Genomic DNA, 3,158 nt, shown 5'->3' on the forward strand with positions numbered 1-3,158 from the left:
GTTCAGCCCTTGTTGGCGCCGAGGGTGAGGCCGCTGACGAACTGGCGCTGGAGCACGAAGTAGACGATCAGGGTGGGGATCGCGGTGAGCAGCGCTCCGGCGGCGACCAGGTTGGGGTCGGTGAAGTACTGGCCGGAGAGGTTGTTCAGCGCGGAGGTGATCGGCATGTTCTCGCCCGTGGAGATCAGCACGATGGCCCAGAAGAAGTCGTTGTAGATCCAGATGGACAGCAACGTCGCCAGGGCGGCCATCGCGGGCTTGCACAGCGGCAGCACGATCTGCCAGTACATCCGCCACACCGAGGCGCCGTCGACCAGGGCGGCCTCGGTCAGCTCGTGCGGCAGCATCCGCATGTAGTTGGACAGCACGAAGGCGCAGAACCCGGACTGGAACGCCACGTGGATGAGGACCAGGCCGAGGGCGGAGTCGTACAGCTTCCCGCTGGCGGTGATGCCCGGCAGGTTGAACAGCAGGTACATCCGGTACAGCGGGGTGATGATGACCTGCTGGGGCAGCAGGTTGCCGGCGGTGAACACCAGCAGCAGGAAGATGTTCAGGCGGAAGTCGAAGCGGCTGACGTAGAACGCGACCATCGACGACAGCAGCAGCGTGAGCAGCACCGCGGGCACGGCGATGATCAGTGTGTTGCCGAAGTAGTGCATCATGCCCGACTGTTCGAACGCGTTCTTGAAGTTGTCGAACGTGAGCTTGCTCGGCCAGGACACGTAACCCTTGTTGCTGGTCTCCGAGTACGGCCGCAGGGCCGCGAAGATCGCCCACAGCAGCGGGGCCAGCCAGGCCAGCGAGGTGGTGACCAGGAAGACGTGCAGCAGGACGCGGGCCGGCCGGACCGGGTTGCGCTGCTTGATCGGCGCCGCGGCGCTCATGGTGCTCATGCCTGGCGCTCCTTCCGGAAGGTCGCGATCAGGTAGGGGATGATGACCGCGAGGGAGATCACCAGCAGGACCACGGCGATCGCGGAGCCGTAACCGATGCGGCTGGACTCGCCGATGATGTTGTTGGTGATCAGGATCGACAGCAACTCGGTCCCCTGGGCGCCCTTGTTGAAGACGAAGACCAAGTCGAAGGCGCGCAGCGCCTCGATGATGGTGACCACCAGGACGACCGTGTTGGTCGGGCGCAGGGTGGGGAAGATGACGTTCTTGAACGTCTGCCACTCGTTCGCGCCGTCCAGGGAGGAGGCCTCCCGCAGGGACGGGTCGACGCCCTTCAGGCCGGCCAGGTAGAGGATCATCATGTAGCCGGTGTGCCGCCAGGACGCGGCCACCAGCACCGCCCACAGGTTGAGGTGGGGGTCGCCGATCCAGTCGATGTAGTGGCCGGGCTTGTTGGCCCCGATGATGCTGTTGATCAGGCCGGTGTCGGGATTGTAGACCAGCTGCCAGACGAACCCGGTCACCGCGAGGGAGACCACCACGGGCAGGAAGTAGGCCGTCTGGTAGACCCGGCTGAAGCGGATCTTCTTGTCCAGCTGGACGGCCAGGAACAGGCCCATCGGCGTCGGGATCAGGATGAGCACGACGAACCAGATGATGTTGTGCTCGACCGCCGGCCAGAACTGCGGGTTGCTGGTGAACAGCTGCTTGAAGTTCTCCAGCCCCACCCACTTGATGGAGCTGAAGCCGATGCCGTCCCAGCTGGTGAACGCCAGGAAGATCGAGGCGATGGCGGTGACCCAGACGAGGGCCACGTGCAGGACCGTCGGCACGCCGGCCATGAAGCCGAGCGTGATGCGGTCGCGGCGGGTCAGCAGGCGCTTGTGCCCCTGCTGGACCCGCTTCTTCTCGGACGCGCGCCCAGGAGGCGGCACGGCGGCCGCCTCCGGGGACTTCGTGTTGGTGTCGATGCTCATTAAGCCGCTCAGCTCACGAAGAGGCGAAGATCTGCTTCTTCTGGCGTTCGATGGAGGACAGCAGGCTGTCGACATCCTTGGGGTTCTGCAGGAACTTCTGCAGACCCGGCTGCATCACCGTGGAGGTGAAGTCCGGGCGGGAGTCGCGGTCCATGAACTGGGTCAGGGACTTGGCGCCGCTGATCATCGTGTACGCCTTCTTCTGCAGCGGCGTGTACGAGGAGGTGTCGGCCTTGCTGGAGGCGGCCACCACGGAGGAGTCGGCCTTCAGGTAGATCTGCTCGGCCTCCGGCGTGCCCAGGTACTCCATCAGCTTGGTGACGCCGGCCTTGTTCTTGGGGGCCTTGGAGACCATGAAGCCGTCGGTGGGCGCCTCCACGGTGTCCTGCCCGAACTGCGAGTTGATCTCCGGGAAGGCGAAGAAGTCGAGGTCGTCCGCGTCGGCCTTGTTGGTGAACTGCTGCGCCACGAACGTGCCCAGCAGGTACATGCCCGCCTTCTTCGACACCAGCGTCTGCGCCGCGTCCTGCCAGGTGCGGCCCATGAAGCCGTCCTGGTGGTAGGGCAGCAGCTCCGACCAGTGGTCGAAGACCGCCTTGACCTTCGGGTCGGTCCAGGACTCCTTGCCCGCCATCAGCGACTTGTGGAAGTCGTAGCCGTTGAGGCGGAAGTTGATCTGGTCGAAGGTGCCCATCGCCGGCCAGGCGTCCTTGTCGCCGAACGCGATCGGGACCAGGCCGTCCTGCTTCATCTTCTTGCACAGGGTGACGAGCTGGTCCCACGTGGTGGGGACCTGGTAGCCCTTGGCCTGGAAGACGCTCTTGCGGTAGAAGAGCGCCCACGGGTACGTGTATAGCGGCACGAAGTAGTACTTGCCGTCCTCGCCCTTGGACAGCTGCTTCATCGCGTCGGGGAAGTTGCCCCCGATGGTCTGCCACACGTCGTCGATCGGCGAGGCGAGGTTCTTGGCCGCGAAGAACTGCATGCGGTAGCCCGCGAACCAGGTGAACACGTCGTCCGGCGTGCCCTGCAGGTACGAGTTGATCTGCTCCTGGAAGGTGTTGTGGTCCTTCGTGTTGACCTGGACCTTGATGCCCTCCTTCTTCGTGAAGGCGTCGTAGATCTGCGCGAACGCCTTCTTGGGCACCGCGTCGGAGGAGTTGGAGCCGAGGCTGACGGTCTTGCTGTCCGACGAACTGCCGCTGCTGCTCCCGCAGGCGCTCAGCAACGGGATACCCGCGCCGGCGAGCAGCGCGGCACCACCCACACCACGCAGCACACTGCG

At 64.7% G+C, this 3,158-nt stretch carries 3 protein-coding genes; all 3 read right to left on the bottom strand.

Going from position 1 to position 3,158, the window contains the following annotated elements; all coding sequences use genetic code 11:
• Window positions 1–2 precede the first annotated feature (2 nt).
• Window positions 3–896: a carbohydrate ABC transporter permease gene (locus ACIRVK_RS45350; RefSeq protein ID WP_404257999.1), complete on the bottom strand. Its 894-nt coding sequence runs from the start codon at window positions 894–896 to the stop codon at window positions 3–5.
• Window positions 893–1,873 (bottom strand): carbohydrate ABC transporter permease, encoded by a 981-nt coding sequence (locus ACIRVK_RS45355; protein WP_404258001.1) that lies wholly within the window; start codon window positions 1,871–1,873, stop codon window positions 893–895. The genes ACIRVK_RS45350 and ACIRVK_RS45355 overlap by 4 nt, the downstream gene beginning before the upstream one ends.
• Before the next feature lie 13 nt (window positions 1,874–1,886).
• A partial coding sequence (locus ACIRVK_RS45360) for an ABC transporter substrate-binding protein (protein ID WP_404258003.1) occupies window positions 1,887–3,158 on the bottom strand: 1,272 nt, incomplete at its 5' end.

This window comes from Streptomyces sp. NPDC101152 (assembly GCF_044768275.1).
In the GTDB taxonomy this organism is placed as follows: domain Bacteria; phylum Actinomycetota; class Actinomycetes; order Streptomycetales; family Streptomycetaceae; genus Streptomyces.